This window comes from Aminipila terrae, from assembly GCF_010120715.1.
Taxonomy (GTDB): domain Bacteria; phylum Bacillota; class Clostridia; order Peptostreptococcales; family Anaerovoracaceae; genus Aminipila; species Aminipila terrae.
This window is the reverse complement of the sequence record NZ_CP047591.1, coordinates 623,793-647,071: the sequence shown is the minus strand read 5'-3', so window position 1 is coordinate 647,071 and position 23,279 is coordinate 623,793. Positions and strand designations below refer to the sequence as shown.

Annotated in this window: 30 protein-coding genes and 1 pseudogene; 30 read left to right on the top strand and 1 reads right to left on the bottom strand. The window is 37.7% G+C overall.

Going from position 1 to position 23,279, the window contains the following annotated elements; genetic code table 11:
• Positions 1–38 precede the first annotated feature (38 nt).
• Genes ftsY through Ami3637_RS02995 form a run of 4 tightly spaced genes read left to right on the top strand, consistent with a single transcriptional unit; the run spans position 39 to position 3,946 of the window.
• Positions 39–935, top strand: a complete 897-nt coding sequence (ftsY, locus tag Ami3637_RS03010) for a signal recognition particle-docking protein FtsY (protein WP_162361259.1) — start codon at positions 39–41, stop codon at positions 933–935.
• Positions 928–2,253, top strand: a complete 1,326-nt coding sequence (gene der, locus Ami3637_RS03005; RefSeq protein WP_162361258.1) for a ribosome biogenesis GTPase Der — start codon at positions 928–930, stop codon at positions 2,251–2,253. The genes ftsY and der overlap by 8 nt, the downstream gene beginning before the upstream one ends.
• Before the next feature lie 44 nt (positions 2,254–2,297).
• The gene (gene plsY / locus Ami3637_RS03000; protein ID WP_162361257.1) at positions 2,298–2,930 is read left to right on the top strand and encodes a glycerol-3-phosphate 1-O-acyltransferase PlsY; all 633 of its coding nucleotides are present in this window, start codon (positions 2,298–2,300) and stop codon (positions 2,928–2,930) included.
• An 11-nt stretch (positions 2,931–2,941) separates the two neighbouring features.
• On the top strand, positions 2,942–3,946 hold the full coding sequence (locus Ami3637_RS02995) for an NAD(P)H-dependent glycerol-3-phosphate dehydrogenase (RefSeq protein ID WP_162361256.1): 1,005 nt from the start codon (positions 2,942–2,944) through the stop codon (positions 3,944–3,946).
• Positions 3,947–4,083: 137 nt separating this feature from the next.
• Here the strand turns inward: Ami3637_RS02995 and Ami3637_RS02990 are convergent, their stop codons facing one another.
• Positions 4,084–4,458: a helix-turn-helix domain-containing protein gene (locus Ami3637_RS02990; RefSeq protein WP_162361255.1), complete on the bottom strand. Its 375-nt coding sequence runs from the start codon at positions 4,456–4,458 to the stop codon at positions 4,084–4,086.
• 180 nt (positions 4,459–4,638) lie between these two features.
• Between Ami3637_RS02990 and Ami3637_RS02985 the strand changes: the two genes are divergently transcribed.
• The 26 genes and pseudogenes from Ami3637_RS02985 (at position 4,639) to Ami3637_RS02860 (ending at position 23,277) form a co-directional block, all read left to right on the top strand.
• The gene (locus Ami3637_RS02985) at positions 4,639–4,818 is read left to right on the top strand and encodes a hypothetical protein (protein WP_162361254.1); all 180 of its coding nucleotides are present in this window, start codon (positions 4,639–4,641) and stop codon (positions 4,816–4,818) included.
• A 13-nt stretch (positions 4,819–4,831) separates the two neighbouring features.
• Positions 4,832–5,239, top strand: a complete 408-nt coding sequence (locus Ami3637_RS02980; protein WP_162361253.1) for a DUF1492 domain-containing protein — start codon at positions 4,832–4,834, stop codon at positions 5,237–5,239.
• Positions 5,240–5,341: 102 nt separating this feature from the next.
• On the top strand, positions 5,342–5,905 hold the full coding sequence (locus Ami3637_RS02975) for a major tail protein (protein ID WP_162361252.1): 564 nt from the start codon (positions 5,342–5,344) through the stop codon (positions 5,903–5,905).
• On the top strand, positions 5,905–6,282 hold the full coding sequence (locus Ami3637_RS02970; protein WP_162361251.1) for a hypothetical protein: 378 nt from the start codon (positions 5,905–5,907) through the stop codon (positions 6,280–6,282). Before Ami3637_RS02975 ends, Ami3637_RS02970 begins: the two co-directional genes overlap by 1 nt.
• A gap of 32 nt (positions 6,283–6,314) precedes the next feature.
• Complete coding sequence (locus Ami3637_RS17060) at positions 6,315–6,461, top strand: hypothetical protein (protein WP_202931082.1); 147 nt, start codon at positions 6,315–6,317, stop codon at positions 6,459–6,461.
• On the top strand, positions 6,462–8,216 hold the full coding sequence (locus Ami3637_RS02965) for a phage tail tape measure protein (protein WP_162361250.1): 1,755 nt from the start codon (positions 6,462–6,464) through the stop codon (positions 8,214–8,216).
• Between the two features lie 9 nt (positions 8,217–8,225).
• The gene (locus Ami3637_RS02960) at positions 8,226–9,110 is read left to right on the top strand and encodes a phage tail family protein (RefSeq protein ID WP_162361249.1); all 885 of its coding nucleotides are present in this window, start codon (positions 8,226–8,228) and stop codon (positions 9,108–9,110) included.
• The gene (locus tag Ami3637_RS02955; protein ID WP_162361248.1) at positions 9,110–10,825 is read left to right on the top strand and encodes a Gp37-like protein; all 1,716 of its coding nucleotides are present in this window, start codon (positions 9,110–9,112) and stop codon (positions 10,823–10,825) included. Before Ami3637_RS02960 ends, Ami3637_RS02955 begins: the two co-directional genes overlap by 1 nt.
• A 1-nt stretch (position 10,826) precedes the next feature.
• A complete protein-coding gene (locus tag Ami3637_RS02950) occupies positions 10,827–12,044 on the top strand; it encodes a hypothetical protein (RefSeq protein ID WP_162361247.1) in 1,218 nt (405 codons plus the stop codon).
• A 108-nt stretch (positions 12,045–12,152) separates the two neighbouring features.
• Positions 12,153–12,311 carry a hypothetical protein gene (locus Ami3637_RS02945; protein WP_162361246.1) on the top strand — a complete coding sequence of 53 codons (159 nt, stop codon included), beginning with the start codon at positions 12,153–12,155 and terminating at the stop codon, positions 12,309–12,311.
• Between the two features lie 28 nt (positions 12,312–12,339).
• Entirely contained in the window at positions 12,340–12,582 is a 243-nt protein-coding gene (locus Ami3637_RS02940) for an N-acetylmuramoyl-L-alanine amidase (RefSeq protein ID WP_243158092.1), read from the top strand.
• Positions 12,583–12,835: 253 nt separating this feature from the next.
• Positions 12,836–13,240, top strand: coding sequence for a hypothetical protein (locus Ami3637_RS02935; RefSeq protein WP_162361245.1), 405 nt, complete (start codon positions 12,836–12,838; stop codon positions 13,238–13,240).
• Between the two features lie 34 nt (positions 13,241–13,274).
• Entirely contained in the window at positions 13,275–13,487 is a 213-nt protein-coding gene (locus Ami3637_RS02930; protein ID WP_162361244.1) for a hypothetical protein, read from the top strand.
• A complete protein-coding gene (locus Ami3637_RS02925) occupies positions 13,477–13,725 on the top strand; it encodes a phage holin (protein ID WP_162361243.1) in 249 nt (82 codons plus the stop codon). Before Ami3637_RS02930 ends, Ami3637_RS02925 begins: the two co-directional genes overlap by 11 nt.
• Before the next feature lie 157 nt (positions 13,726–13,882).
• Complete coding sequence (locus Ami3637_RS02920) at positions 13,883–14,395, top strand: phage tail terminator family protein (RefSeq protein ID WP_162361242.1); 513 nt, start codon at positions 13,883–13,885, stop codon at positions 14,393–14,395.
• Positions 14,388–15,476 carry a phage tail sheath C-terminal domain-containing protein gene (locus Ami3637_RS02915; protein ID WP_162361241.1) on the top strand — a complete coding sequence of 363 codons (1,089 nt, stop codon included), beginning with the start codon at positions 14,388–14,390 and terminating at the stop codon, positions 15,474–15,476. The genes Ami3637_RS02920 and Ami3637_RS02915 overlap by 8 nt, the downstream gene beginning before the upstream one ends.
• An 11-nt stretch (positions 15,477–15,487) precedes the next feature.
• Positions 15,488–15,910 (top strand): phage tail tube protein, encoded by a 423-nt coding sequence (locus Ami3637_RS02910; protein ID WP_162361240.1) that lies wholly within the window; start codon positions 15,488–15,490, stop codon positions 15,908–15,910.
• A 74-nt stretch (positions 15,911–15,984) separates the two neighbouring features.
• Entirely contained in the window at positions 15,985–16,365 is a 381-nt protein-coding gene (locus tag Ami3637_RS02905) for a hypothetical protein (protein WP_162361239.1), read from the top strand.
• 187 nt (positions 16,366–16,552) lie between these two features.
• Positions 16,553–18,475, top strand: coding sequence for a phage tail tape measure protein (locus tag Ami3637_RS02900; RefSeq protein WP_162361238.1), 1,923 nt, complete (start codon positions 16,553–16,555; stop codon positions 18,473–18,475).
• A gap of 8 nt (positions 18,476–18,483) precedes the next feature.
• Complete coding sequence (locus tag Ami3637_RS02895) at positions 18,484–18,918, top strand: phage baseplate protein (RefSeq protein WP_162361237.1); 435 nt, start codon at positions 18,484–18,486, stop codon at positions 18,916–18,918.
• Entirely contained in the window at positions 18,893–19,882 is a 990-nt protein-coding gene (locus Ami3637_RS02890; protein WP_162361236.1) for an XkdQ/YqbQ family protein, read from the top strand. The genes Ami3637_RS02895 and Ami3637_RS02890 overlap by 26 nt, the downstream gene beginning before the upstream one ends.
• A 1-nt stretch (position 19,883) precedes the next feature.
• Positions 19,884–20,201 carry a DUF2577 family protein gene (locus tag Ami3637_RS02885; RefSeq protein ID WP_162361235.1) on the top strand — a complete coding sequence of 106 codons (318 nt, stop codon included), beginning with the start codon at positions 19,884–19,886 and terminating at the stop codon, positions 20,199–20,201.
• Positions 20,201–20,623 (top strand): DUF2634 domain-containing protein, encoded by a 423-nt coding sequence (locus Ami3637_RS02880; RefSeq protein WP_162361234.1) that lies wholly within the window; start codon positions 20,201–20,203, stop codon positions 20,621–20,623. Before Ami3637_RS02885 ends, Ami3637_RS02880 begins: the two co-directional genes overlap by 1 nt.
• Positions 20,620–21,659 (top strand): annotated as a pseudogene (locus Ami3637_RS17245) (baseplate J/gp47 family protein). The gene Ami3637_RS02880 and the pseudogene Ami3637_RS17245 overlap by 4 nt, the downstream one beginning before the upstream one ends.
• A gap of 5 nt (positions 21,660–21,664) precedes the next feature.
• Complete coding sequence (locus tag Ami3637_RS02865) at positions 21,665–22,192, top strand: YmfQ family protein (RefSeq protein WP_162361232.1); 528 nt, start codon at positions 21,665–21,667, stop codon at positions 22,190–22,192.
• The gene (locus Ami3637_RS02860) at positions 22,192–23,277 is read left to right on the top strand and encodes a hypothetical protein (protein ID WP_162361231.1); all 1,086 of its coding nucleotides are present in this window, start codon (positions 22,192–22,194) and stop codon (positions 23,275–23,277) included. The genes Ami3637_RS02865 and Ami3637_RS02860 overlap by 1 nt, the downstream gene beginning before the upstream one ends.
• The last annotated feature ends 2 nt before the right edge of the window (positions 23,278–23,279 follow it).

The window sequence follows — 23,279 nt, the reverse complement described above, 5'->3', positions numbered from 1 at the left end:
AGTTTAGTAAGATATTTATAAAAAAGAAGGAGAAGTAAATGCTATTTGATAAGCCAAAAAAGTCATTTTTCGGTAAGCTGTCTGAGAAGATTTCAGAGGTTTTCTTAGGAAGAACGGTCGATGAAGAATTGCTTGAGGAACTGGAAGAAGTCCTGATTACTTCTGATATCGGCATGGACACTACCATGAAGATTATTGGACAGCTCAGAGAAGATGTGAGAAAACAGGGCTTAACCACTGAACAGCAGGTTAAAGAGAGAATCGCCAGCATTGTGGAAGGGCTCATTGATAAAGGAGAAAATCACCAGATATGTCAGGAGACTCCGCTGGTCATTCTTATGATAGGTGTCAACGGAGGTGGTAAAACCACTTCCATAGGTAAGCTGGCAAATAAGTTTAAGCAGGACGGAAAATCCGTACTTCTTGCTGCAGCAGATACCTTCAGGGCAGCAGCAGGAGAGCAGCTGGAACTTTGGGGAGAGCGGGTTGGTGTAAACGTTATCAGCCATCATGAAGGGGCTGATCCGTCAGCAGTTATATTTGATGCTATCCAGTCGGCCAAGGCTAAAAAAACAGATATTCTGATTTGTGATACGGCCGGAAGAATTCAGACTAAAAAGAACCTGATGGTTGAACTTGAAAAAATGAATAAAATAATTGGAAGAGAATATCCGGAGGCAGCAAGGGAAACCTTGCTGGTGCTTGATGCAACCACAGGAAAAAATGCTGTTTCACAGGCAAAAGAATTTGGCGAAATTACAGATATTACAGGGATCGTACTAACGAAGCTTGACGGAACTGCAAAAGGTGGTATTGTTATAACCATAGCTGATGAATTTAACATGCCAGTGAAATTTATTGGCATAGGTGAAGGTATGAATGACCTGAAAGAGTTTGATCCGGCGGAATTTGCAGGAGGATTGTTTAATGAGTAAACCGTTAGTTGCCGTAGTAGGCAGACCTAATGTAGGAAAATCTACATTTTTTAACCGAGTTGTGGGCAGGAGAGTTTCTATCGTAGAGGATACTCCAGGAGTTACCCGTGACAGGATTTATGCAGAAGCAGAATGGTGTGGTACTCACTTTGCTCTGATTGATACAGGTGGTATTGAACCAAATACCAGTGATGTGATACTGTCACAGATGAGAGAGCAGGCTGAGATTGCCATGGATACTTCTGATATTATTTTGTTTATGGTGGATGGTAAGGATGGGCTTACTCATGCTGATACAGAAGTAGCCGGTATGCTGAGGAGAACAGGAAAGCCAGTTCTTGTAGTAGCAAATAAAATCGATAATCCTAAAAATCTACCAGATCATTTCTATGATTTTTACGAGCTGGGGCTTGGTGAAGTAATAGCTATTTCATCGGCAAATATGCTTGGACTGGGAGAGGTATTGGACCGAATAGTGGAAAATTTTCCTGAGGGCGAATTGACAGATGATGAAGATATAACCAAGATTGCGGTTATAGGAAAGCCAAATGTAGGCAAGTCCTCCATTATCAATAAGCTGGTAGGCGAAAACAGGGTGATTGTTTCTAACGTTGCCGGAACTACAAGAGATTCCATTGATACACCTTTTGAATGGGAAGGTGAAGAATTTATCCTTATTGATACAGCGGGAATCAGAAGAAAGAGTAAAGTTACAGAAAATATTGAGCGCTATAGTGTTATCAGAGCCGTTGCTGCCATTGAACGGTGTGATGTGTGTATGCTCATGATTGATGCAGTAGAAGGCGTAACAGAACAGGATAAAAAGATTGCAGGAGTAGCCCATGAAGCAGGCAAGGGGATTATGGTGGTTGTAAATAAATGGGACTTAATTGAAAAAGACAATCATACCATGAAAAACTTTGAAAAAGATATCATGAAAGAACTGCCATTTATGGCTTATGCCCCTATAGTATTTATTTCTGTTTTAACAGGGCAAAGAGTGGACAATGTAATGGTTATGGCAAAGGGTATAGCAGAGACAAGGGCTATGAGAGTTCCTACCGGACAGCTGAACAGCCTGATAGCGGATGCAACCATGCTTCAGCCGCCTCCATCAGATAAAGGAAAGCACCTGAAGATTTATTATGCTACTCAGGTGGGTGTAAAACCTCCTCTTTTCTCTTTCCAGATAAACAAAAGAGATTTAATGCATTTCTCTTATGCAAGATACATTGAAAACCGAATCAGGGATGCTTATGGATTTAAAGGAACTTCAATTAAGTTTGTATTCCGTGAAAAGGGTGAAAAGGAAGAATAGGCACTTACTATTGATTTTAAGAACAGACTGAAAGGAATACAATAATGCTGACTTCAAGTGAAGGAATGGCTATTGCCGTAATGATAATTGCGGGGATTATAGCCTATTTTATGGGTAATATTTCGCCTGCAATTCTCATTGGAAGGTTGCATGGCATAGACATAAAGAAAGAGGGCAGCGGTAATGCAGGAACTACCAATGTTCTCAGGGTTCTTGGAAAGAAGGCCGCCGTCGCTACATTGCTGATTGATATTTTTAAGGGAGTGTTTGCAGTACTTCTTGGAAAATTGGCTGCTGCCTTTTTTTTACCTCCAGAATTCGCACCGTATACGGCTATGATTTGCGGCCTTGCCGTTTTCTCCGGACATATATGGCCTGTGACTTTCGGATTTAAAGGTGGTAAAGGTGTTGCCACAGCTTTTGGCGTACTAATGGCAATTTCGCCTTTCTTAGGACTGGCTGAACTGGGAATCGTTATTGTGGTTGTAGCTATAAGCAGGATGGTTTCACTAGGCTCTGTGATAGCAGCCATAGCATTTCCCTTTATTGCAAATTATTATGACCCCAGATATTTAGGCTGGGGATTACTTATGGCATTGATTGTTCTTTATAAGCACAACGCCAATATATCAAGATTAGTAAAAGGGGAAGAGTCTAAAATCAGTTTTAAAAAATAGGAGGCTTAGGCATGGATTTTAAAAAGATTGCAGTAATCGGAGCAGGAAGCTGGGGTACAGCACTTGCCATTACTTTAAGTAATAAGGGCCATGAAGTAAAAATCTGGGATATTAATAAAGAACATCTCCAGGAATTAAAAGAACACAAGGAAAATGTAAGATATCTTCCAGGGATTAAATTTTCTGATAAACTACAACCGGCAGATACCATACAAGCGGCCATGGAAGATGCCAGAATGGTTTTATTTTCTGCACCGGCCCAGCATTTCAGAAGTGCTCTTGACAGTGCATTGCCTTATATCAGTCAGGATATGATTGTTGTAAATGTTGCAAAAGGCATAGAACAGAAAACCCTGAAAAGAATGTCAGAAATTGCCCATGACAAGATGGCAAATATGAAATATGTGGCATTATCAGGACCTTCCCATGCAGAAGAAGTTGGTCTGGGCATGCCTACTACAGTAGTAGTTGCTTCATCCGATATCAAGCTGGCGGAATATGTTCAGGATATCTTTATGACTGAAAAATTCAGAGTTTATACTAACAGTGATGTAATCGGTGTTGAACTTGGGGGTGCGTTAAAAAATATCATTGCCTTAGGTGCCGGTATATCAGATGGCATGGGTTATGGGGATAATGCCAAGGCTGCCATGATGACCAGAGGAATCACAGAAATAGCGAGACTTGGAGTAAAACTTGGTGCAGATGTGCACACATTCTCCGGACTTACTGGCATAGGAGATTTAATTGTAACCTGTACAAGCATGCATTCAAGAAACAGACGATGCGGCATCATGATTGGGGAAGGTATGAATCCAAAAGAAGCAACGGAAAAAGTTGGAATGGTTGTGGAAGGAATGTATACTACTGAAGCTGCATATGAGCTTGCTAAAAGAGAAGGGGTGGAAATGCCTATTACCGAGGGAATTTACGGAGTAATCAATAACAAAATTGATGCAAGAGACGCTGTAAACCAGTTAATGACCAGAGATAAAAAAAGTGAAATCACCTTTTAAATAATGTCAGAACGAATATGTATGAAGAGCTCTCCTTGTAATTATTAAATTACAAGGAGAGTATTTTTTATGGCCAGAAAAGTAAAATATCTTATGAAATAAAAAGAACTGTTATAATCGTTTAATCTTTGCTGTAATCAGACAGCAGGCTTACCAGAGGTTTTATCTGCCTTACAATAGTCATATTCTAAATTCAATACAAGGTCTACAACCTGTTTGCCGTGTTCGCTGAGAGCACGGTATTTTTCTAAATAATTCATCTCGTCAAATGAGATTTGGAAACCGTAAGTCTTTCCGTAGTTCACATCTGTTATTTCATCCATAATCAAATAATCTACAGTAGTATCAAAATATTTGGCAAGTTTTTGCATAGTAGGTAATTTGGCTTTTTCATAGCCTTTTTTATAGAAATTATCGATTGTGGAGTATGGGATACCGCTTTCTTTCGAAAGAATATGCTTATTGATGTTATTGATATCCATAAGATAGTTCAATTTTTCCAAAAAATTCATTCTGTTCACCTCTCTTTATCAAAACAATAACAGAGCAACAAGTAAAAATCAAGAAGAAATTTACCACATGGAGTAAAAAATAGTTGACAAATTAACCATATATCATTTACAGTAAAACTAAATTCACCATGTGTGGTAAAAGAAAGGGGAGATTACATGTATCTTAATTTACATTATCAAATGTGCAAACAGGGGATCACACCAAAAATGCTTGCAAATGAACTTCATTTAAGTGAAAAAAGTATATGCAATAAGCTAAACAGAAAAACAGCATTTACTATAAAAGAGGCTTATTACATATCCAAACGGTTAAAACAAAGTGTAAGTTATCTTTTTTCTGAGATGATTACGAATGAGTAAAGAAGGTGAATTTGTGACAAAAAAAGAATTAAGCCAGCTTTATGACTTAAACAGAGAGATTGAGCAGCAGCAGAACAGATTGGGAGAACTGGAATCTGTTTTGCAGGGAAAGTCTGTGAGAGTTGCTGGAATTCCATTGAGTTTAGATAAAGAAGTTTCAGGTTGCAAGTCTGAGATATTAGATTTAAAAGAGCTTATATCTCTTAATATGGAAAAGTGCTGGCATGAAATTAAGAAGATCAATAGGTTTATTGATTCTGTCGAGGACAGTAAAATGAGGCAGATATTAAGATTAAGATACATAAACGGTTTAACCTGGCAGCAAATTGCGTTTTCTATTGGAGAGTTCGATGAAAGCTATCCCAGACAAAAACACAATACATTTTTAAAGGCTACCGAAAATCTCGAAAACAATTGTTAAAATCGTAGATAAGAGAGGGGAAAGAAAATAATTTAGCGCTAAAACACACAGGTGGATTGATCAAGATAAAATCAAAAACAAAAAAAGAAAGGAAAAATGATTATGAGTAACAAAGTACAGTTTGGACTATCTAATGTCCATTTTGCAGAATTAAAGGAGGCAGAAGGAGTAAGTAAGTATGAAATACCTTTTGCAGCACTGGGTGCAGTTTCTATGACAGCTACTCCCACAAATACAGAAGTAAAATTTCAGGCAGATAATAACCCAAACTATTATGCTGCTTATGCCAATGATGGCTATACCTTGGAATTAGCCATGGCACTAATCGATGATCAGTTTAAGACTAAATTCTTAGGATACAAAAAAGATGCTAAAGGTTTAATTGCTGAAGATGCTACGGCAGCTGGTGCACCTTTTGCACTGCTGTTTGAAATCAATGGGGATAGTGAGCCAATACGCTGTGCATATTACAGATGCACTGCTGGAAGACCAACCTTAAGTCCAAAGTCAGGGACAACGCCAGAAGCACAGACAGTACCTATCACTGTTTCCAAGCCATTTGGCAGCAAATTCAGTTTTGCATACTGCAGAAAATCAGAAAATCCCGCAGCATACGAAGACTGGTATAAGAATGTACAGCTTTTTACTGAGGAGAGTGGCAAGTAATGCAGGCACTGACAAAAGAAATCATTGTGGAAGGCAGGCCTGTTAAGTTCAGAGCCAGTGCTTATGTGCTCAGGCTATACCGTGTTATGTTTAAAAGGGACATCATGCAGGATATGATGAAGCTGAAATCTGCATATCAGAATAAGCTGGAAAAGGGAACTGAGTTTGAAACCATCGACCTTGAGGTGTTTGAGAATATAGCATATACAATGGCATATCATGCAGACGAATCCATTGGAAAAATTGAAGAGTGGCTGAGCAGTTTTGGGACATTTTCCATCTATGAAATTCTCCCAGAAGTTTTGTCTTTGTGGCTTCAAAATGAAATGGCTATAGCAGAATCTAAAAAAAAACTAAGTCAGGTAACCGGCAGTTAACAACAGCACTTTTTTTATTACGGTGTCTGCAGATGGGAATATCTCTTGAAGAATTGAAGGATATTACTGTAGGTGAAATCGTAGATATTTTTACGGAGAGGCTGAATGATGACCAGGTCTATGATGAGATAGAAGAATTAGATGATGACCAGGTACTAAAATTTTTGGGGGTGAATTAATTGGCTGACAATACAAAAGAATCAAATATAGGGGTTGGTGATATCACCCCCATTAATAGAATGTTAGAAGAAGCAAATAAAAACAGCAAAAAACTGCAGGAAGAAATGCAGAAAATAGAAAGATTATTAAAAGCCGATTCTGAAAATGCTCAGTTGATGGTACAGAAGCAGGAATTGCTCAATATGCAGATAGACATAACGAAAGACAGCATGATCAAATTACAGCAAGCAGCAGAAATCACAAGAGCAAAAATGGATATGGGCGTGGAAATCGCCAATAAATATAAGGCAATTGAAGAAGAAATATCTCAGCTAAAGGAATCTTTAAAAGATCTGGAGGATTCTGCAGAGTCAGGCAAAGAGAAACTGAATCTGCTTGGCAATGAAGAATTTAATAAAAACGTCCGCACTGCCAGTTTGAGTATAGCAAAAGATCTGGCAGGATCATTAGGCGAAATGACCATAAAAGCCAGTGAAACGGCACAGAAAATTGTTTCATTATCTGAGAGTACCGGTATGGCTGTTGAGGATATTGAAAAACTAAAATGTGCATCCGGGTCCATGGGGGTTCCATTCGACAGTGTCAGTAGTTCTTTAAAAACATTAAGTGATAACATGAACTCCACAGGTTCTGATAATGAACAGCTGCAGGAATCCTTTAAAAAGCTGGGAGTCAATATGAAAGACAGCATGACTGGGGATGTAAAAGATTCTACTGAGACGTTTTATGAAATCATTGATGCCTTGGGACAAGTTTCCGATGAAACAGAAAGAAATGCCTTGGCAATGGATATCTTCGGCACATCTGCAGAAGATTTGGAACCACTGATTTCTGGCGGATCGGAAGCGTTGCAGGGACTGGCTTCCCAGGCAGAAGACGCTGGACTGATTTTATCTGGTGACACGGTGGAGGCTGCCAATGAATTTAAGGAATCTATGGATTCTTTAAAAGAAACCGGAGGACAGATATTCTTTGATATAGGTGCGGCTATTGCGGCTGAACTGCTGCCTTACCTTCAGGATGCCCAGGATATCCTGAACAATATCTTAGAGTGGGTCAATGAAAACCAGGAAGTAATCGTTGCCTGTATTGTGGCAATTGGAGCAGGTCTGGCAACATTAAATGTGGTGGCCATTGTGCAGGGATTAATTAGTGCTTTTATGAAATTTAAAAAAGCAGCGGAAGAAGTGGGTATCGCTCAGGCAGCACTGAATTTAGTCATGGAGGCTAATCCTATAGGTATTGTTATAGCAGCAGTGGCAGCTCTTGCAGCAGGAATTGTATATTTATGGAAAAAGAATGAAGGCTTCAGAGATGCTGTAACAAAAATCTGGGGTACTATAAAAAAAGTAATAAAGGGAGCTCTTGATTTTATCATGGATCCAATAGGCACCTTAATAGAAAAAATAAAGGAAGCAGTAGACTGGTTTAAAAAACTGGCTTTCTGGGATTCAGGGGACGACAAGAAAGGTAAGAAGAAAAAAGTATCGGGTATGGCTACAGGTGGGTCCATAACCAATGGAACTGCTTTGGTAGGAGAGAATGGCCCGGAACTTCTGACTTTAAATTTGGGAGTTGCAACAGTAACTCCTCTAGGTAACGATCGAACAGGAAGTCTTGCGGATGAGATTGCAAATAAAGTAGGAACTCGAGGGGGAGATACTTATAATTTTTACAGCCCTAAACCGCTGACGCCTTTAGAAAGTGCAAAGCAGATGAAAAATGCTCAACGGGCATTAATGTTGGGATTTTAAGGTGATGTTATGATTACAGAAATTATATTACACAATATTGAACTGGATAAAACCATTAAAATAGGAACAGATAACAGAGGATATGTACTTGGGCAGGCAGACTTTGGACAGGCTCCTGCCATACAAAAGACCACACCGTATATTAATTTAATTGGTACAAAAGTTATGTCAACTAAACTGGACACAAGAAGCATCAGCATAAAGGGCGCCGTATTTGGTTTTGGGAAAAGTATTCCTTTAAAAAAGAGAGAACTGAACAGGATAATCAATCCTAATCATACGCTGATTATAGAATGTGGAAACTATAAAATATCTGTCCGGGCAAATGCTTCAGTATCTTATTCCAATGAACGGTTGAGAAATGGAAGTAACTTCTGTGAGTTTCTGATTCAATGCACGGCATTTGAGCCTGTTTTTAAGAGAAGGAACGAAGAGGTTGTCTATTATTCAAGTGCCCGGTCCGTACCGATTTTTCCCATGATTATACCTGCATCAAAAGGTATTTGCTTTGGGCAGATATCACAGGATTCTATTCAGAACATAGTCAATGACGGAGACATAGAAACAGGATTTCTGGTGCGGTTTATTGCGGATGAGGGGGAAGTAAAAAATCCCAAAATCACAAATAACATAACCGGTAAATTCATAGAAGTAATTATAAATATGGAAAAAGGTGATATCGTTGAAGTTTCAACTATATCGGGGAACAAGTACGCTTCATTCATCCGTGGGAACAGCAGGACGGATATTTTAAATAATGTGACCAGAAAATCAACCATGAGTCTGTCGTTAAACACTGGAGCCAATGATATTTTAATTTCTGCAGCAAGAAATGAATCTAATTTGAATAATGTTATAAAATTTACACCTTTATATCTGGAGGTGGAGGAATAATGGATATCTTTGTTTTAAATCAGCTGCTTGAGAGAGTGGGTATCGTTGACGTATACACTTTTTTCAGCTGGACAACGGTTTACAACGATGTGGGTTCCTTTGAACTACATTGCGGAATGGAAAATTTTGATTTACTTCTGACGGACCGTATCATTCAGAACCCACAGGACAATAGGCATAGCGGTCTTGTTGAATTCATCAATACCGTCATTGACGATGAAGGTATTGAATCTCTTGTAATTAAAGGAAGGATGACAGAAGTTCTCCTGGAAAGAAGAGTAGCTTTAGGCAGCTATGCTTTTGAATCTATACAGCCAGCTGAAATGGTTCAAAAGTTGGTAAACGATAATGCAGTGTCATGCAGTGAAGTTGGGAGAAAAGTTCCCAATTTAGCTTTGGGTACTCGTGCAGAGGCAGATGAAGGTGTAGACAGCTATGCAGGAGCTAATGAATTACTTTTGGAAGAAATTAAAAAAATTTGTCAGAAGGCAATGATTGGCTTTAATCTCAGAATGGATGAAGAGGAAAAGAAATTCATCTTTGATACCTATAAAGGCGTAAACAGGACAGAAGAAAAAAATACCAAAACCTTTATAGAAACACACAAAGCTGTTGATATTCTAACAAATGGACAATTTGACCGTGACTTAAAAGGTTGGCAACAGATAGACGGTGGTACTAATTATCTGGGTATGGATATTTTGTCTTGTGAAAAGGGAAAGTTCAAAAAAACCAAGCTGAAAGACCGATACAAAAACTATTTAGATGAGGAGAAAACCAAATTTGAGTGGGTGTATTTTTATCGAAAGGCAGGCTACCTCTATCAGGAGGTAAGTCTCAACAATCAGCATGTATATTTTCTGGATATTTTTTGTGACAATCCTACAGATTCTGTATTGGGATATGGATTCTCAGATGCAGAAGGGGGGCATACCCTTTCTGTTGGAAAAACTAATGGCATGCAGAGATTTAACGCTCTTTATGTTCCGAAGATGTCTGACCAATACCAATTCTGTCTGGCACAGGGAGAACTTCCGGAAGAAGAAAATATTGCAGTTTATACGGAATATGCTGCCATAATTGACCTTACGGCCACCTTTGGCCCAGGTAAAGAGCCGGGGATTAACTGGTGCAAAGAAAATATCTATTATGATAATGGCTGGAATTATAAGGTTCAGATTATTGAATTCGTGGAGAACAATGTTCCACCTATGGTTTTAAGCAGAGACCGGGATAATCTGCTTGAAGTGCAGTACACCAAAAGCATTACTAATGTATGCAACTATATTTATGTTAAAGGTGATGGAAAAGACATCACTATAAGCATTGGAAACGAGACGGGCACCATGAGAAAGGAACGGTTCTTAGATTTGTCAGGGCAAATCCCAAGCAAGATTGATGATGTTACACTGCCGGAAACCAGTTACATTGCTATGCTTGAATCTGCTGCAAAGGCAGCCCTGAGAAAAATGGTTGCAAATGAAGTGGTGGACTGTGAATTGTATTTATTGAGTAACAGGCAATTTGGCAAGGACTTTTATTTAGGAGATATTGTGAATTGCGCTGATGAAAATATTGGTTTTTCAGTAAACTTAAGAATCTCAAGTGCCACAGAAAGCTGGGATGTAAACGGGTACAAGCTGTCTGTGAAGCTGGGAGAAGATATTCCGGATATTTATGAAACAATGAAATTAGTAACAAAGGGGGCAAAATGATATGAATAATTTTAGTCTGAAGGCAATGCCTTTTGATTCTGAAGTGATAACAAATCCGAAAACAGGTCAGGAAGAATACGACAGAGTGGCTCATTCTAAAGATCTGGCTGATTTGGTCAGAGCCTATTTTTCCAATGGGATATTGGTACAAGGTTCAGATCTGCTGACTAATGAGTTGCAGGTTGTAAACCTTTCTGCCATGAGCTGTGTAGTGAAGCCGGGAGGAATCATCATTAACGGCAGAACCGGATTCCTTGAAAATGAGCAGACTCTTGAATTTGATGTGGGTACACAAAATCCACGAATAGACAGGGTAGTGGCAGAGTTAAATATTGCAGAAAGAAATATTTACATAAGAGTGTTAAAGGGAATCCCAGCAGCTGATCCAAAACCCGTAGATATCATGCAGACAGAGGATATTTACCAGATACCGCTGGCACAGGTAAGGATTAATGCCAATCAGTCTGTCATAGCCAGTGTAACCGATGAACGTGCCGAACATATCAGCAATGTGCTTTTGAATCAGGCACCGAGAACAGATGTGCAGGCAGCAGAAATAAAAATCTCCGAAACAGTAAGAAACTTATATGGACTGTCGGCGGATAGTGGGAATGTGGAGAAGGCATTGCAGATAATTTTAAATAAGGTAGGAGCATCAATAGATACGTTAGCAGCATATAATGCAGGAAATGTAGACTCTATCCTTAATAAATTAATTAAAGTATATAAACATTGGAACTTTTTTCAATCTGGAGAAAGACTATTTGATGTTGTAACATACTTTTTTACAGACAAAAATGAAAAAGTGTTAACCAGTGCCTTCGAATTAAAGAGTGGAGGATGGAATCCAGGAAGTTCTAACGACTCGAAAACATGTTACTGCGTTAAACCTTTTATGCTTAATTTGTTAAGTCAAAATTCAAGTATAAACATACAATTTGATTCAAGTATAACTGGAGATTCTATGTCAGGTCCATGGATGAAATTGGAGGCAAATCTAAAATTGCTGGTTGCGGGACAAGTAATTAATATCTCCCATGCAGAGTCAAAGGAGTTTAACTCAAATGTTATTAATCAAAGTTTAGTTTTGCCCATGCCTGCTAGTGTTAGAGATTACGATTTTGTAGATGTATATTTAGAAATTAAATCATCAGGAGGCAAAAGTTCAGGATACTCACATAATGTTACCTGTAAAATTAATAATATATATTTTTTATAGAAACGTAGAGGGTAAGTTTAACTGTATAAACGAAAGTATAATGATATTACTATGTTAATTATTTTGGTGCTAAGCTTATAAAACAAATATTAATGAGGAATAGAAAATATGAAAGTTTGCATAAATTGGGAACATTGCAGTTTGACTCCCAGAAAAAGAAGTTTTAATCAAACATTCTTTGAATATGAATTTAATTATGATGTAGCAACCAGAAGTAAAGGACATTTAGAAAGACATGGTGTAGATACTCCGGGACAGAGGACTTAAAGATGCAAAGGTTGTAGCAGGCATTGTTGTGAAAACAGTGTGCCCGGCAGTTCTGGTTGAACATGGATTTTATACTAACAGAGAAGAACTTGTAAAATTGAAGGAAGATGCATTCAGAGAAAAGTGCTCGGATGCAGATGCCAAAGGAATATTACAGTATTTAGGAATATCCTGGAATGAAGAGGAAACAAAGATGGAGAAAAAGGAGACACACTGGGCAGAAAAGTATTTGGACAATCTGGAAGAAAAAGGGACTATAGATACCCCTTGACAATCTCTTTTATGGGTCAGGTGGAGGTAATGGTAACTTTGCAGGCGATCAGCCCAATATCCACAGAGCAATTTTGGTGGCAGTGGTAGTGGCCCTGGGGGTTACTGGGATCATCCAGATGGTTATAATGCATTGCCTAATCGTGGCGGAGGCGGCGGAGGTGGCGCATCAAGATGGCAATCTCCTGAAGTTGTCGGTGCTGGCGGAAATGGAAGTAGCGAAGTTATAATGATAGGATATTGGAGGTGAAAAAATGAATATAGCATTAATTAATAAAGAAACAAATAGCTGTGAAAACATAGCTGTATTTGAAGATATACAAAAAGCCGTAGAGCTGTTTGGAGAGCAATATATTATAGCAGAACAAACAGAGAATTATGGTATAGGTGACATATACAAAGATGGTATTTGGAGTAAGAAAGAATGTATTCCCGCAGAACTTCCACAGCAAAGACGGGAGCATGCTTATGAGACTATGCGATACAAAGCGGATCAAACCCCATTAATCTTGTGGAAAGAGGAAGCTCTTACAGTCAATGAAGCAAATAAGAAATGGATGATGTATTCAGCAGAGGGTTCTGAGATAGCAAACGAGTTATCTGTATTAATAGTCATGGCAAAGTCCTATATCCGGGAAATATATCCTGATAATGAGTAAATTTGAATGTTAATAATAAAGTAGGGGCTGATATATGGGGACAGAATTTTGGATACAGATGATTGTATATGCTGTATCACTTGGCAGCTTTGGAGGTGTAGTCCTCACAAAATTGAATAATCTTGAGAAAAAGCAGGATAAACATAATGGGCTGATAGAGCGAATGGTTGTAGTGGAGCAGTCTGTAAAATCAGCTCATCGCAGGATAGATGAAATAAAGGAAAGTGAGCATTATTATGAAGATTAACTGGAAACTCAGAATAAAAAATAAAACGACATTTGCAGCATTGATGGCATGTATCGTTACTTTAGTATATCAGATTCTTGGAATACTGGGTATCACGATACCTGTTTCACAGGATGAGATTATACAGGCTATTAGTGTGATATTAAACCTTTTAGTAACACTGGGCGTATTGGTAGACCCAACTACGGAAGGAACAAGTGACAGCCCGAGGGCGCTTACATATAACAGGCCTAACTAGAACAGGGCATGGAAGGCGGTATTTAAAGTCATGGATTTATGACTTATGAAATACCGCCTTTTTATTTGGAAAAGGGGCTTCTTATAATAAGTGCTAAAAAAACTTTTTACTGGCTTAAGTCGCCGAAAATCCCGAAATTAGTATGTTAACCTTATAAATGTACAGAAGATTGCTAGTAATCTATGGAAAGAGGAGTGTGGTAAGGAGGTGGATTAATATATTAACAATATTACAAATCAATACAGCTATAAATGAAAAAATGAAAAAGGCAATGGCCGGAACTGAATTTGAAAGTGTACCCTTGATATTTGAGGATAACACTGAGAGTTTAATAAGGCCTAGCATAAAAGTAGCTGTTGAGAACTTGAAAGTTGTAAAGCTGAACTCAAATTGCAGAGAAAAAACTTTTACTATTAATGTAACTTTCTTTGCTAAAGATATGTACAAATGTAAAACAGATAACAGCAAAATGCAGGAACTACTTGAAACTATCCTGCTGGAAGATATGTATGTAGAAAATATTTACATACCTGTTTTGAACCTGGATTCCGACTTAAAAGACGGAAACTTAAAAATCAGTTTTGAATTGTATATAGCGGAGTTAATGCCAGACACGGATTCCAGTGAGACTATGGAAAGTTTAAAATTTAAGGAGGAAGTAAATGATTAAATTACCTAACATTGAAGTAACATTTAAGCAGCTTGCCGGTTCACTAATTGAACGTAGTGAAAGAGGAATAGCTGTACTAATCGTAAAAGACGATACAGATAAAACCATTGGAGTAAAGGAATATAGTTCCATTCTTTCAGTAGAAAAGGATAAAGTAAAATATTCAGACGAAAATTTCCAGTATATCAAGGATATTTTCAATTTTTCACTAAATAAAGTGGTTGTAGTAAGAGTAGACAAAACTGGTGGAAAAATTGCAGACGCTCTTGCCATGATTGAGAAGAATGTAAAAACAGGCTGGATTACTATTGCCAGCGGTGTGGCTGAAGAATGGACTACTCTTGCTAGCTGGATTAAGTCCAAGGAGCAGGAAGAAAAGACTTACAAAGCTGTTGTATATAAGGCTGCCGTTACAGATTGCAAGCATTTAGTAAATTTCAGCAATGATTCAGTAACCTTTGCTGATACAAGAGGAAAAGTATCAGGAGAAAAATATTGCCCTTCATTAATTGGTATTTTAGCAAGCTGCAATGTAAAAAGAGGAACTACATACTTTAAGTGTGCAAATCTGACAAAGGTTGAAGAAGTGGCAGATAATCAGGCAGCAGTGGGCGCAGGTAAATTTGTTTTAATAAATGATCTCGACAGTGTTCAGATTGCTCTGGGTGTTAATTCCATGACAACAACGGATGGGAAGACTGCAACAGAAGATATGAAATACATAGATGTTGTAGAGGCCATGGATTTAATTCAGGATGACATCTCAAGTGTATTTAAGCATGAGTACCTGGGAAACTACAAAAACAATTATGACAATCAGATCCTTCTGATCAGTTCCGTAAACAGTTATTTTAAACAGCTTGCAAATCAGGACATTCTGGACAGCAGCTATGAAAATAAAGTAGATGTGGATGTGGAATCACAGAGATTAGCCTGGGTAGGAACAGGCAAGTCAGAAGCAGAAACTTGGACAGAACAGCAGGTAAAAAACAACGCATATAAGAGAACAGTATATCTGTATGGAGATATAAAGATTCTTGGTGCCATGGAAAATCTGCAGTTTAATATTAATTTAGCATAGGAGGTGGCTTTATGATTAATCAGAATAGAGTTTTAAGCGGATGTAATGGAAATGTGTGGCTTAACGGTAAACTATTAGCACAGGTAAAAAGTATTGAGGCTAAAATCACAGGCAATTTTGAAGAAGTAAATTTTGTGGGAGATTACACAACACACCACGCCTATACAGGGTGGGCTGGTGAAGGTACTCTGGTACTGCATAAAATCGACAGTACTGTTTTAAGTCTGGTAAAGAACACTTACAAAACAGGAGAATTACCAGATATTAATATAGTTACTCAGCTAAAGGATAATTCAACGGGAAAGTCAGAAAGAGTTTCACTGGGTAATGTGATCATTACAGAAATGATGCTTGCCAAGATTGAGGGCAAAGCACTGGTTGAGGAAGAAATACCTTTCAAATTCAGTGACTATGATGTACTGGAAACAATTTAGAACAATCTGATAAATTTTGTAAAAGGCTCTAATTTAATGAGTTAATAAAGTTAGAGCCTTAATTGGAGGGAAACATGAAAAAAGCAACATTTAAGGATTTGATTGCAAAGAAAAAGCAAAAAGAAGAAAGCTTGCATAAATTTAAAGAGATTGAAGTGAAGTCAATTGGCAAATCTCTGATCTTTAAAAAGCCCAGTGATGAAGTAATGCTTAGTGTAATGGATGATATTGGTACAACTGCTGATACAAGGACCATTACCACAGCATATAAAAAATTAATTTACAGAACCTGCGAAACGTTACAGGATGGAGAATTGCAAAAAGAACTGGAAATAAAAGATCCTTATGATACAGTAGATGCCATTTTTGATTTATCGGAAATTTTAACTATTGGTGAAGAGCTTTTTGAGTTTTCAGGGATTGCCAATGTAGGTGAAGAAATAAAAAACTCATAAAGGAAGATGATTACTTATATGAAATAGTAACCTTCTTCCTGGCAAGAGGTATATCACTTGAAGAACTCATCAATGCAGATCCTTATGAGAGGGTAATGTATGGAATTGCAAAAGAAAAGTATTGGCGAGAAGAAAGTGAAAAATATCAGGCCTTATTTGGAAAATAAAAAGCAAAGGAGGGATAAAAATGCCTCAACAAAGTGGTGATTCAGGTATAAAAGTAAGCGAGAAAACAATTAAGCAATTAGATCAGATAATAGCCAAGGTTAATAAATTAAAGAATAAGACCATAACAACCACAGTGAATGTCAAAGACAAGATAACCAAAACCCTGAATGAAGTTATTGTAAAAGCGAATAAGTTAAAGAATAAAACGATAACTACTACAGTGAATGTTAAAGACAGAATAAGCAAAACTCTGGGTGAAGTCATCTTAAAAATAAATAAGTTAAAGAATAAAACGATAACTACCACTGTAAACGTTAAAGGGAAAATAAGCAAAACTTTGAGTCAGGTTACAAGCGATATAAAAAACATAAAGAATAAGTATAAAAATACTACTTCTGATGATAAAGATGGAGAAAAGAAAGGTAATTCAAAATCAGCATTTGGAAAGGTTAAAGGCTTTATAAAAGATCATGCTGGAGATGTTGCTGGCTTTGCAAAAGAAAGTATAAGTGCAGCACAGGCTCAGCAAGCAACGGAATTAAGTTTTGCTAATACATTAAAGTTAAAGAATAAAGCCACAAAAGAGCAGATTGATTCAATTTTAAAGCTTACTTCTGCTCAACAGCAAAATGGTGTAGTCAGTGATGAGGTTCAGATGGCAGGAGCACAGCAACTGGCTAGCTATGCAGGAAATACCAAAAATATAAAATCCTTAATTCCTGCAATGAATAACCTTTTAGTTGCACAAAAAGGGCTTAATGGTACTTCTGACGATGCAGTTGAAGTAGCCGATTTAATGGGAGAAGGATTAAATGGGCAAACTGAAGGGCTGAAAGCCGCAGGTTTAGCTTTTAGCGAAGCTGAGGGCAGAGTAATAAGATACGGGACTAAGGAAGAACGAGCTGCAATGCTTGCAAAAATAATTAGTAACAATGTGGGAGAGGCTAACGCCAAAATAGCAGGAACAGACGTGGGCGCTATTCAGCGGGCACAAAATCTATTTGGAGACTTAAAAGAACAGATAGGAACAATGCTTTTACCTTATTTAGCTAAGTTTGCAAAATGGTTTTCTGATAATCAACCAATGATTAAAGGCGTTATAGATTCAATAGCTAAGGCCATAGTCACTGGAATCGAAAAAGTCTCCACATTTTTTCAGAACATTGCTCAGTTCATCAGTAAACATCAAGATGGCATAATATTTGTAATAGGTTTTATAGGTGCAATTGCGGGACTAATAGGAATTATAAATTTAGTTGCAGCAGTTATTACTACTGTTATTACTATCATGGGAATTCTGACAGTGGCACAAAGTCTCTTTAATCTTACACTTTTAGGATGCCCAATAATCTGGATTATAGTGGGTATAGGCTTACTGATTGCTGCAATAGTAGGACTAATTGTGTACTGGGATAAAATAAAAGCTGCGGCAGCCAGTTTAGGTAAAGCTTTATTTTCAAAGTTTAAAAATATAAAAGATTCTGTGGTTGGATTTTTTAAAAATATGGCCTCTGGTATTCGAGAACACTGGGGGGCCATAATTGAATTCCTAAGGCATCCAATTAAAGGTGTGACTAAATTAATTCAAGAGTATGATGAGTCATCAAAGGGTACAGGTGAGAAAGGGCATAAAGAAACTAAAGGAAAACAGGGCACTAATGCAGAGCCTCACTCCGGTACTGTACAGAAGGGTACCAAAGCCCATAAAGCATTAGGAACATCCTATTGGAAAGGTGGATTGACTTATATCAACGAGCGTGGCGGTGAAATTGTAGATTTACCGAATGGCTCAAGAGTCATTCCAGCTGATAAGAGTGAGCGGATGATGAATAGTGGAAGCGTAAGTATTGGAAACATATACATCACCACGAAAGGTGTAACCGCAAACGAAGTGGTTAATGAAATTGTTCCCAAGTTAAAACTGGCACTTGCAAATTTATAGGAGGAAATATGGATATATTTTTAAGTATTAATAACAGAGAAAAGGTCATTCAGATTCCAGTACTTCCTCCGGAATTCACCATTCAATCCCCCAGTCAAAATGAGTCTTATCAGACCATAAGCACAAAAGAGATTACCCTCATTGGAACGATGGGTCTTAAAACCTTAAGTTTTTCCAGTATATTTCCAGCACAAAAAGTGATTTACTCAAAGAATTGCTCTATGTTTGGATGGGAATTCGTAAAAGAAATAGAAATGATGCGAGATAGGAGGATTCCTTTCAGATTGATTATTTCTGAAACACCAATCAATATGCCAGTTACCATTGAGTCTTTTGAATATGGTCAGAAAGCAGGGAAAAAAGATATTAATTATTCCATAGAGTTTAAGGAATTCAGATTTATACAGGTGAAAAAAAATGATTTTAACAGTGAAAAAGCATGATATTGGTTCTGTAGAAGAGTATGATATTAGTTCTATGGTAGGAAATGTGACTTTAAATAGTAGTCTGGATACTTTAGGGGATCAGTTGGACTTTGAAATTGCTTATTCTGACATGCAATATTATCCAAACTTTAGTGTGGATACTGGTGACTTTGTTAAATTATTTGATGAAGGGAAAAAAGAAGTCTTCATAGGCATAATTATTTCTAAATCCAGAAGTGAAAAAACGCAATCCTTTACCTGTTTTGATTTCGCATTTTATCTAAATAAGTCAAAAATAATCAAACAATTCAATGGAGTCCGAGCAGATGCTGCAATAAAATCACTTCTCCTGGAACTGGGGGTAACCGTGGGAACAGTGGCAGATATGCCTACTATAATAAAAAAGATTTATTATGATAAAGAGGTTGCTCAGGTACTTAAGGATATTATTGAAGAAGTGACCAATGCTACAGGTGTGAAGTATGTTATGGAGATGAATGAAGGAAAACTCTGGATCTTTAAAGATACAGAACTTCAGATAAATGTAAAAGTAAAAGTCGCAGACAACCTGCCTATGGTGGATATCAACGAAACCATAAGTAATCCTTCAAAAAAAGCGAGCATGGAAGATATGAAAAACAGCATAGTAATTTATGTGGGAACAGATGAAAAGATTAAAACAATTGCGGAAGCTAAAAGTGATTGGATGGTAAAAAGATATGGATTATTACGTGAAACCATCAGCATGGAAGACAAGGATATTGCACAGGGAAGAAATATTGCTCAGAACAAATTAAAGGAATTATGTAAAGTTTCATTTGAAGGAAGTGTTGAAGTATTGGGACATTTTGATTTAAGAGCTGGGAGAATATTAGTATTAAATGAACCAGTTACTAATTTAGTAGGAAAGTATAAGATTAAGTCTGCACGGCACAGTATAGGTAAAATACATACCACAAGTCTGCAACTGGAGGAGGTATAAAATGGATGCATTAACGGAACTGGCAATCCTGTTTAAATCCAGAGAGAACCCTTCTGTACAAGACATCTGTGTTGGAAAAGTTCTGACAGAATTGCCGGATATAAAAATAACAGTAAATGGATTTATTTTGGATAAATCCAGACTGGTTCTTGCTAAACATTTAATAAATACTTATGTAACTACTAGTGCCAGTATCGAAACTCATGGTGAACATGTGCACTCTGTTGAGGACTTGCTTCAGAAAGGCAATCGGGTGATTGTTATCCCAACCAGAGATAATTCAACTTATTTCGTAATAGATAAAGTGGGTGATATTTAATGTTTCCAGAAGTAAAAGAATTTATAACAACACAGGAGAATGCACGGACTAAAATGGGGAAATCATTCCTATTTGATTTTGACAGTGGCGATTTTACTGTGGTTGACGGAAAAGTAGTGGAATGTGAAGGTATTGAGGCTGTAAAGGTCTGGATTAAAAAAATCCTTTTCACTGAAAAAAATCGGTTTAAGATTTACGAATCAGGAGAGTATGGGGTTAGTCTTAAGGATTTCATAAGTGGTGATTACCCCGCAGTTTTTGCAGAAATAGAAATAGAGCGGGAAATTAAAGAAGCCCTTCTGAAAAATGTAGACATTACAGCAGTACATACTTTTAATTTCAAGAAAAATGGAAGAACGCTTAATTGCAGTTTTACAGCAGAAACAATTTACGGAACGACAGGAGGTGAAATAACCATATGAGTCTAACAAAAGAAGAATTGAGAACAAGAATGCTTGCAGGAATAAGTAATGATTTTGATAAATCAGAAGGCAGTTTCTTTTTTGATGCCATATCTCCTGTTGCCATAGAACTTGAACAATCATATATAGGACAGGATTCCATTTTAAACAATGCCTTTGCTGCTACAGCCAGTGGAAGCTATCTAGACTTAAAATGCGGGGAACTTGGGATAATACGGAAACCAGCTACTAAAGCAGTGGGACAGGTGACCCTGACTGGGACTAAGGGAGCAACAATGGCAAAAGGCAGCCTGGTAGCAACGGAGCTGATAAATTTTCAAACCAGAGAAAGTGTAATACTAAACGAAAGCGGCAGTGCTGAAGTGATCGTAGAGTGCAGCGAAAATGGAACGGTGGGGAATGTGGCGGCAAATACCATTAAATACTTCCCCATAACCATCGAAGGTATTCATTCTGTGACAAACTCAGCACCTGCCGGGGGGGATATGACACAGAGACGGATGAAAGCTTAAGACAGCGCTACTATGAGAAAATTAACACGCCTGCCACCTCAGGAAATGCTGCACATTATGAACAGTGGGCTAAATCTGTAACAGGTGTAGGAAGTGCAAAGGTATTTCCTACCTGGAATGGGGCAGGAACTGTTAAGGTAGTCATTTGCAATCGCAATAAAAGAGCAGCCGATGCAAAGTTAATTAAAGATGCAGCAGAATATATTGAAACCCAAAGACCTGTAGGTGCTACGGTAACCGTTGAAAGTGTCCAGGAAAAAGCTATTGATGTAACCGCTTCCGTGGTTTTGGCAAATGGTATAGAACTGGGGCAGGTTAAAAGCGAATTTGAAAAGGTACTGACCGAATATTTCAAAGAGATTGCTCTGACACATAAGTATGTCAGCTATGCCAAGATAGGGAGTTTGTTGTATGGTGTTTCAGGTGTAACGGACTATTCAAATCTACAGGTAAACAAAGGTACAGTAAATATTACTTTGACGGATGTTGAACTGCCTGTAGTGGGAATGGTGGTGTTGTCCTGATGCTATTGAAATATCTACCAGGTTATTATGGTAAAAGTAAAATATTTTCTTCCTTGTTAAAGGTCTATGAAAATGAATTAAATACCAATAATAACGCCATTTCAGATTTACAGGATCAGATGTTTATTGATACAGCAACCTGGGGGCTAGAGGCATGGGAAAAGGAACTGAATATCAACACAGACTTTTCCAAACCTTATGATGAGCGCAGAGAATTTATAAAATCCAAGTTGCGGGGGACAGGAAACTGTACCATTGAGATGATTAAAAATACTGCTAAGGCTTATACAAATGCTGAAATTGAAGTGATTGAAGATAATGCGAATTATTCCTTCGTTGTTAAATTTGTAAGTGTAAGGGGCATTCCTAAGAATGTGCAGACATTTAAAAGTACTATCGATGCAATAAAGCCTGCCCATATGACGTATAGCTTAGAATATACCTACACAACCTGGGGCGAAGTAAAAGCGGCAGCCTGGTCACAGATAAAAAAAGGAACTTGGGAAGCATTGAAAACAAGAGAGGTGATTTAATGGCAACTAATACAAAAAATTATAATTTAGTAAAGCCTGCTGAAAATGAGCTTGCAGATATAAACGTTCTCAATAAAAACATGGATGTCATAGACGAGCAAATACTGCCAGTGAACAGTTTGTTCTCAGATGATTCAAAAAAAGCGCTAGCTGCAGCTCAGGGGAAAATACTAAATGGAAAAATCGGAGATTTAACGACCCTTACCACAGAACATAAAGAAACTTTGGTACAGGCAATCAATGAAGCTGCCGATGGTGCAGGAATAACCGTAGTGACGGAAAACCAATATAAGGACATGCAGAAAGCGGGAACAGTGGATGCCAATAAACTCTATGGGATTGTCGACTCATATGATTCCAGTGCAGGTAATGTGGCTATCAGTGAAACTCTATCAGCTAAGCTGGGGCTTACAGCAGAAAAAAATGTTGAAAAGGCCATAGATGCTGTAGATACCAAAGCAAGTCAGAATGCAAAGTCGATTGCTGGGATAGAAAGCTCGTTACTAAAAAAAGATGGCAGCGTGCAGATGACAGGAGTATTAAAGACTCCGGGAATACCAGTGGGAAAGACTGAATCAGAACAGATAGAATTTGATGGTGCTACTATATGTCGTACTATTGATGGAGTTCGTATTGTAGTAAATGCATATTTAGATACGGATGGCTCGTGGAAACGTAAGAAGAATGGTGCTGCAAGCGTTGTAAATATAAGTGCTTTAGAACTTGGTTATTTCGTTGGCGATAATGGACTAGCTAATTCAGTAATTACATGGGTTCCACATTCACCACTACCTATAACTGGGGGAACATTGATTGGTGGTTTAAGCGTAAAAGATATTATTACTACTCAAATTACTCAATTCTTTAATGCTAATCGCCAAGCATTGTTTAGAAACTATCTTTCGGAAATTGATTATGGATATATGCTAATAAATCCTACATCTACTGCTTTGCATGATTTAATACGTGTTGGTAGATACAGTGTAGGTGAATACAAAATTTATGGCGAGCATAACATCACAGTTTCAACCGCTGCCCCATCATCTGCTCTTGCTGAAGGCTGCCAGCACCAAGTATATGCATAGTG

What these genes read in the sequence shown, in the direction of transcription:
- Ami3637_RS02890 (WP_162361236.1), top strand. Translation starts at nt 18,893, where the DNA reads ATGATTTTAACAGTGAAAAAGCATGATATTGGTTCTGTAGAAGAGTAT.
- Ami3637_RS02895 (WP_162361237.1), top strand. Translation starts at nt 18,484, where the DNA reads ATGGATATATTTTTAAGTATTAATAACAGAGAAAAGGTCATTCAGATT.
- Ami3637_RS02990 (WP_162361255.1), bottom strand. Translation starts at nt 4,458, where the DNA reads ATGAATTTTTTGGAAAAATTGAACTATCTTATGGATATCAATAACATC.
- Ami3637_RS02920 (WP_162361242.1), top strand. Translation starts at nt 13,883, where the DNA reads ATGTACAGAAGATTGCTAGTAATCTATGGAAAGAGGAGTGTGGTAAGG.
- Ami3637_RS02945 (WP_162361246.1), top strand. Translation starts at nt 12,153, where the DNA reads ATGAAAGTTTGCATAAATTGGGAACATTGCAGTTTGACTCCCAGAAAA.
- Ami3637_RS02950 (WP_162361247.1), top strand. Translation starts at nt 10,827, where the DNA reads ATGAATAATTTTAGTCTGAAGGCAATGCCTTTTGATTCTGAAGTGATA.
- Ami3637_RS02880 (WP_162361234.1), top strand. Translation starts at nt 20,201, where the DNA reads ATGTTTCCAGAAGTAAAAGAATTTATAACAACACAGGAGAATGCACGG.
- Ami3637_RS02970 (WP_162361251.1), top strand. Translation starts at nt 5,905, where the DNA reads ATGCAGGCACTGACAAAAGAAATCATTGTGGAAGGCAGGCCTGTTAAG.
- der (WP_162361258.1), top strand. Translation starts at nt 928, where the DNA reads ATGAGTAAACCGTTAGTTGCCGTAGTAGGCAGACCTAATGTAGGAAAA.
- Ami3637_RS02910 (WP_162361240.1), top strand. Translation starts at nt 15,488, where the DNA reads ATGATTAATCAGAATAGAGTTTTAAGCGGATGTAATGGAAATGTGTGG.
- Ami3637_RS02955 (WP_162361248.1), top strand. Translation starts at nt 9,110, where the DNA reads ATGGATATCTTTGTTTTAAATCAGCTGCTTGAGAGAGTGGGTATCGTT.
- Ami3637_RS02975 (WP_162361252.1), top strand. Translation starts at nt 5,342, where the DNA reads ATGAGTAACAAAGTACAGTTTGGACTATCTAATGTCCATTTTGCAGAA.
- Ami3637_RS02925 (WP_162361243.1), top strand. Translation starts at nt 13,477, where the DNA reads ATGAAGATTAACTGGAAACTCAGAATAAAAAATAAAACGACATTTGCA.
- Ami3637_RS02935 (WP_162361245.1), top strand. Translation starts at nt 12,836, where the DNA reads ATGAATATAGCATTAATTAATAAAGAAACAAATAGCTGTGAAAACATA.
- Ami3637_RS02930 (WP_162361244.1), top strand. Translation starts at nt 13,275, where the DNA reads ATGGGGACAGAATTTTGGATACAGATGATTGTATATGCTGTATCACTT.
- plsY (WP_162361257.1), top strand. Translation starts at nt 2,298, where the DNA reads ATGCTGACTTCAAGTGAAGGAATGGCTATTGCCGTAATGATAATTGCG.
- Ami3637_RS02960 (WP_162361249.1), top strand. Translation starts at nt 8,226, where the DNA reads ATGATTACAGAAATTATATTACACAATATTGAACTGGATAAAACCATT.
- Ami3637_RS02985 (WP_162361254.1), top strand. Translation starts at nt 4,639, where the DNA reads ATGTGCAAACAGGGGATCACACCAAAAATGCTTGCAAATGAACTTCAT.
- ftsY (WP_162361259.1), top strand. Translation starts at nt 39, where the DNA reads ATGCTATTTGATAAGCCAAAAAAGTCATTTTTCGGTAAGCTGTCTGAG.
- Ami3637_RS02900 (WP_162361238.1), top strand. Translation starts at nt 16,553, where the DNA reads ATGCCTCAACAAAGTGGTGATTCAGGTATAAAAGTAAGCGAGAAAACA.
- Ami3637_RS02915 (WP_162361241.1), top strand. Translation starts at nt 14,388, where the DNA reads ATGATTAAATTACCTAACATTGAAGTAACATTTAAGCAGCTTGCCGGT.
- Ami3637_RS17060 (WP_202931082.1), top strand. Translation starts at nt 6,315, where the DNA reads ATGGGAATATCTCTTGAAGAATTGAAGGATATTACTGTAGGTGAAATC.
- Ami3637_RS02860 (WP_162361231.1), top strand. Translation starts at nt 22,192, where the DNA reads ATGGCAACTAATACAAAAAATTATAATTTAGTAAAGCCTGCTGAAAAT.
- Ami3637_RS02995 (WP_162361256.1), top strand. Translation starts at nt 2,942, where the DNA reads ATGGATTTTAAAAAGATTGCAGTAATCGGAGCAGGAAGCTGGGGTACA.
- Ami3637_RS02885 (WP_162361235.1), top strand. Translation starts at nt 19,884, where the DNA reads ATGGATGCATTAACGGAACTGGCAATCCTGTTTAAATCCAGAGAGAAC.
- Ami3637_RS02905 (WP_162361239.1), top strand. Translation starts at nt 15,985, where the DNA reads ATGAAAAAAGCAACATTTAAGGATTTGATTGCAAAGAAAAAGCAAAAA.